This window comes from Nonomuraea sp. KM90 (assembly GCF_052246675.1).
Classification (GTDB): Bacteria; Actinomycetota; Actinomycetes; order Streptosporangiales; family Streptosporangiaceae; genus Nonomuraea.
This window is the reverse complement of the sequence record NZ_JBQQCB010000276.1, coordinates 1-4,668: the sequence shown is the minus strand read 5'-3', so window position 1 is coordinate 4,668 and position 4,668 is coordinate 1. Positions and strand designations below refer to the sequence as shown.

Annotated in this window: 6 protein-coding genes; 3 read left to right on the top strand and 3 right to left on the bottom strand. The window is 69.8% G+C overall.

Annotation, left to right across the window (positions count from 1 at the left end; all coding sequences use genetic code 11):
• Positions 1–410 (bottom strand): tyrosine-type recombinase/integrase (locus ACTWPW_RS63070; RefSeq protein WP_443174866.1); only part of this gene is annotated, 410 nt, incomplete at its 3' end.
• A gap of 384 nt (positions 411–794) precedes the next feature.
• On the bottom strand, positions 795–1,373 hold the full coding sequence (locus ACTWPW_RS63065; RefSeq protein WP_443174865.1) for a reverse transcriptase domain-containing protein: 579 nt from the start codon (positions 1,371–1,373) through the stop codon (positions 795–797).
• A 76-nt stretch (positions 1,374–1,449) separates the two neighbouring features.
• On the opposite strand from ACTWPW_RS63065, the gene ACTWPW_RS63060 reads away from it, so the two are divergent.
• Complete coding sequence (locus tag ACTWPW_RS63060; protein WP_443174864.1) at positions 1,450–3,057, top strand: DUF7824 domain-containing protein; 1,608 nt, start codon at positions 1,450–1,452, stop codon at positions 3,055–3,057.
• A 26-nt stretch (positions 3,058–3,083) separates the two neighbouring features.
• A complete protein-coding gene (locus ACTWPW_RS63055; RefSeq protein WP_443174863.1) occupies positions 3,084–3,413 on the top strand; it encodes a hypothetical protein in 330 nt (109 codons plus the stop codon).
• A 25-nt stretch (positions 3,414–3,438) separates the two neighbouring features.
• On the opposite strand, the gene ACTWPW_RS63050 is transcribed toward ACTWPW_RS63055, so the two are convergent.
• A complete protein-coding gene (locus ACTWPW_RS63050) occupies positions 3,439–3,627 on the bottom strand; it encodes a sigma factor (protein WP_443174862.1) in 189 nt (62 codons plus the stop codon).
• Positions 3,628–4,011: 384 nt separating this feature from the next.
• Here ACTWPW_RS63050 and ACTWPW_RS63045 point away from each other — a divergent pair, with 384 nt between their 5' ends.
• Positions 4,012–4,599, top strand: coding sequence for a hypothetical protein (locus tag ACTWPW_RS63045; protein ID WP_443174861.1), 588 nt, complete (start codon positions 4,012–4,014; stop codon positions 4,597–4,599).
• Positions 4,600–4,668: the final 69 nt, after the last annotated feature.

Here is a 4,668-nt window from a genome sequence, read left to right as displayed (position 1 = left end):
ACCGCCTCCGGCGTCAGCTGCCGATAAGGCCGCCGCACCGTCACGAACACCGCCCGCGACTGGCAGGCGGGACGGCCGCCGCAGAGCCAGGCGGCCAGCGCCTCCCCGGCCGGGGCCGGCAGGGGAAGCCGCTCGGTGCGGCTGCCCTTGCCCGTGACCGCGATCTCGCCGGCCCGCCAGTCGATGTCACCGAGCTGCAGGCCGGCGGCCTCGGCGCCGCGCAGCCCGAGTCGGGCCAGCAGGGACAGGACTGCGTAATCGCGCAGTCCGGCCGCCGTGTCCCGGTCGCAGCCGGCCAGCAGCAGCTCGATCTCGGCGGCCGGCAGCCCGCGCGGCAGCGCGGACAGCCGCCAGGACGCGCGGCAGCGCGGACAGCCGCCAGGACGCGACCGCCGGGACCGCCCCGGCAAGCGGAACGGCGGTCCGCCCCGTCGCGTGCGCGAACCGCAGGAACGCCCGCAGCGAGGTCACCATCGCCTTCGCCGACCAGGTGTTGCGGTCGCGGGAGTGGTCCATCATGAACGCGGTGACCTTGACCGCGTCCAGGCCGCTCACCGTTCCTGGCCCGCCTATCGCGGCCAGGAAGGCCTTCGCCTGCTTGGAATAGCAGCGCACCGACACCGGCGACAGGCCCCGCTCTCGGTCCAGCCACGTGCGGAACTCCGCCAGCAGCCCCGCGCTGTTCCCGCCCGCCGGCGCGCAGCCGGCATCCACGTCCGTCTCCATGATCGTCTCCCGTCCGGAGAAACCACTGACACGAACCAGACAGGCAGATCACCAGCGAACGCGCAGGATTATGCCGACACGGGAACCCGCCCATCACCCCGACCAGGCGTTCTCCGGGCCGGGTCGGCATAACCCGGGCCTCGGCATAAGTCGGCGTAGCGCTCGAACTCCACGGTCGGGAACTCGCGTGCCAGCCAGGTGTCGAACGCGTAGTGCATGAACAGGTTGGCCAGGACGGGCGAAACCGCTGAACCCTGTGGGGTTCCTCGGTGCCGCTCGACCAGGGTTCCGTCGGGCTGCTGAATGGGAGCGGCGAGCCACCGTTTCACATACAGCAGTACCCATCGTTGGCCGGTGGTGATGTTGGCCACGACCGCCTTGACCATCAGGTCCCACGGCACGCTGTCGAAGAACTTCTCGACGTCGAGGTCGATGATCCAGTCCTTCTTCCAGCATCGCTGGCGGCACGTGGCCACCGCGTCCAGCGCGGAGCGCCGGGGCCGATACCCGTAGGAGTCGTCGTGAAAGATCGACTCGGTCCGGGGTTCCAGCGCCAGCGCTGCCACCGTCTGGGCGATCCTGTCGGCCACGGTCGGTACTCCCAGAACGCGGGTGCCTCCCCCGGCCTTCGGTATTTCCACCGCCATCACCGCAGGCGGGAAATAGGTCCCCGACGACATCCGATTCCAGATCTTGTAGGGACCCGGAGCGCCAGTCGTGCTGGTGAGCCTGCATGACCGGCTCGGCCTCGACTTGGACGAGGTGGCCGCGCGGGCCGGAGACTATGCCAGGCTCCTCCCGGCCGGGCCGGCCGCAGTGGCCGACATGGCGCTGAGACAGCTACGGCGACTGGAGGAAGCAGGTCGGCTGGGGGAGCAGCTGTTCGCCGAGGCAGTGGAGGCACTGGCCTTTCGACCGGAGAAGAAACTCTTGCGCGCCGCCATCCAATGGGCCGGCGACGCCGTGCTACGCGAGGCTCCTCCGGCGACCGGTGACGGTGGTCCCGGCTTCACCACGGATCCGTCCCCGCAAGCTGGTATCGCCGCAGGTCCGTCACGGTGGGTGGATGCGGTGTTGCACGCTATGGCGCTGATCTTCGCGCAGGACACGCTGGCGCTACAGGAACGTGCCGTGCGCCTGTCCGTGAAGCTGTCCGCGCGGGCCGGCACTGAAGCGCGTGACGCGATCAGGGCTGCGGCCACCGGTCTCCCCGCCGAACTGCGCGAGAAGATCGCGGCCGCGTACGGGGGCGGCATCGTCGCCGACGAGGTGAGCGTCGCCGACGAGGTGAGCGTCGCGCCGCTGTCCGCACCTAGTGACCTGCGGCGAATGCCGCCGCCCATCGGATCGCCGGAAGAGCTCGCCCATGCCGTGGCCGCGTTCGGCTACTCATCAGGCCTGTACGAGTTCGACCGCCTTCTCGCCGGACTGGCCGAATGGTCCGATCGCGACGCCGACGCGCTACGGGCGGCGTTGCACCCGTGGTGGCACCCGTTCGACCCCCACTTCTTCGGCCACTACGAGCACGAGACCCGTGAGAGCACCGTCGGGGCGCTGCGGCACGCCTTCCTGGCGTTCGCCTCCCCACAGGACGGCAAGACTCTGTCAGACGCCCCGCCCAAGCATGCCGCGTGGCCGATGAGACCGAATCCGTTCGACCGATTCGCCATGAGCCGTGCCCTCGAGATCGCCGGGCGGTTCGAGAACGGCGGCAGGTATCCCGTCCTGCTGGCCACTCCCACGGCGGGTTCCGGCCACCTCGAACCCGGCGTCCTGCTTGACCGGCTCGAACGTCTCGAGGCAGCTGGGGTGCAGGCGCTGCCCCGCGACCTCGCCCAAGCACTCTTGCGGCTGCCACGCGAGGTGCCCAGCGGGGACGTGCAGCGCGCCGGGCGGCTCGCTTCGGATGCGGGCCGTGCCTGCGCGGTGTGGATGCGCGGCGACGGGCTGGCCGACCCCCAGGTGATCGTCTCGATCGACACCCGCGCGGGGTACAGGGTCGAGCGAAGTTTGCGTGCCACCGTCACCCTGCCCGCCGAGGCGGCCGAGCTGGTGCCGGAGCCGATCCGAGAGCTGCTGGGGCCGCGGCCCGACACCGTCTACACGCTTGAGCAGTGGCCACCCGTCATGCCGTCGCATCGGGAGATCGTGGCCGCCCACCTGGCCTGCTGCCTGCCGCCCTGGATGGACAGAAGCGATGGCCAGGTGCGGGTGCTGGCGGACCTGGCGCACGGCCATGGCCCGCTCGCCACCGGCATGGCGTACGCGCTAACCTGCGGCATGGGCCACGAGCGGACCGCCGAGCGCGCGGCCGCCACCGACGCGCTCTGACGCTGGCCGCACGCGACGAGGTGCCTGTGGCGGAACTGGGGGAGGCGGTCACCGCACTGGTCACGGGCGACTTCGTCAAGCTCAACCGGGTGGTCGCGGCGCCTGACGCCGCAACGCAGGCGGGCGCGCATGAGGTGACGTGGGCGGTGATCGTACGGCTGCTGCCCGGGTTGCTGCCCAAGACCGGTGAACGGCCCCGCGCGGGCCTGGCCGACTTGCTGGCGGCGGGAGCGAGCGCGGCCAAGATCGCCGGAGTGCGCGCGGACCTGCCGGAAGTGGCGGCGATCGCCGCCCAGAAGGGATCGAGCAGACTCGTGCAGGAAGCACGCCGCCTGCATCAACAGATGGCCCAGTAGCGGCCGGCCGTTGTGCCGGCCGGCGTCAGAGAACCGTTCGCGCGGCTGTGGGGTCACGCAGGCGCCGCCAGTTCGCCGCAGTCTTGGCCAGCGCCGACTGCACCAGGTCCTCGGCGGCGTGCCGGTCGCCGGTCAGCGGATAGGCGGCACGGAAGAGCGCTCCCGAGCGTTCGGCCACGAACCTCGGGAATACCGCCTTGTGTTCTGGATCCACTGGCCCTCCTCACCACGTCACCAAGCAAGGAAGCCGGGGAGGCGGTCATCTGTGCCAGACCCACGAAGACGCTATGAGGGAGCTGGTATAGGGCCAGCGCACCGATTGGCAGGGCCAGGCCCCCAGGACGGGTGCGATGTGCTCGTGGAATGCTGATGCATTCGTCCGGGACACGTCGATGAAGCCCTCCAGCAGCGAACGTGGCACGTCACTGCAGGTTCCAGTCGGGCTAAACTGGGGCACACCGCGATCTTAGGGGGACTGGTGGGCGCGCGATGGGGATGCGTCGTCCTGGTCGTCGCCCTAGCCGGATGTTCGGTCGACTTTTCCGCGCGGCACGAGGCCGCCTCGGAGCCTCCCTCGTCGCCGAGCCGGAGCTCTGCCGTGACGGAATCCGTGAACCCCGTGTGGAAGGGGCGGCTCGATGGGCGCTGGCGGGTGGCCTACCGGCAGAAGGAGCTGGCCAATGGTGCGAAGTTCATGGACATCGCGACCAACGGCCGCCAGGCGTGGGCGGTCGGCGAGCGGGTCGAGATCGATTACCACGACTCGGTGCTCGTCCACTGGGACGGTCGGCGGTGGCGCCGGTTGGTGCGGGAACTCCCGGAGAGAAGCCGTTCCCTCACCCTGACCAAGGTCTCCGCCTCCGCCCCAGGGAATGTGTGGATTGTCGCCGAGGACTATGAGGGAGGCGATTCCGGGCTACTGCGCTTCGACAGCCAGCGCTGGTCTTTCCTCCCGACCGATACGGATGAGACAGAAACGGAGCGGGAGGTGCTTGCGTTGGGGGATGGAAAGGCGTGGACGTTCGGTGGACGGTGGGCCCGGCACTTCGACGGCCGAACCTGGGTCCAGCATGAGACACCCATCAGCACCCTTGCAGCCACGGCCCTGTCGCCGCGCGATATCTGGGCGGTTGCGTCCACGGGAGTGGTGTACGAGTTTGGCCTGGTCACAGGCGTGGCGTCGTGAAATGAAGACGGCCATCGAGTGATCCTTCGAGTAGCTAGATCAAGATCGAAGGGAACCAGACGATGGCCG